We start from the raw sequence: 354 nt of genomic DNA on the forward strand, positions 1-354 counted from the left end.
CTGGCATAATGGTAGGCGGTTTTACCGCCTTGATACTGATTAACAATCAAAAGGTTTAGAAGTATGTCCCTGATACTAGGTATAGATCCCGGCTCACGAGTAACCGGCTACGGGCTTATTTCGAAGGATAGGGGGCGTTTATCTTATGTTGCAAGTGGTTGTATTCGTACCGGGGATGGAGCATTTTCCGACCGTCTGTTAGTTATATTTCAAGCCGTTGGACAGCTCATTCAGCAGTATCAACCGGATCAATTTGCAATCGAAGAGGTTTTTATGGCCAAGAACCCTTCTTCAGCGCTTAAGCTTGGTCAGGCACGTGGCGTAGCCATTGTTGCAGCCGCGAATTCAGGGCTC

Annotated in this window: 1 protein-coding gene; it reads left to right on the plus strand. The window is 47.5% G+C overall.

Features of this window, described 5'->3' with window-relative positions; translation table 11 throughout:
• Positions 1–63: 63 nt before the first annotated feature.
• On the plus strand, positions 64–354 hold a 291-nt coding region (gene ruvC / locus A3729_RS10450), incomplete at its 3' end, for a crossover junction endodeoxyribonuclease RuvC (RefSeq protein WP_068633793.1).

Source organism: Oleiphilus sp. HI0043 (assembly GCF_001634935.1).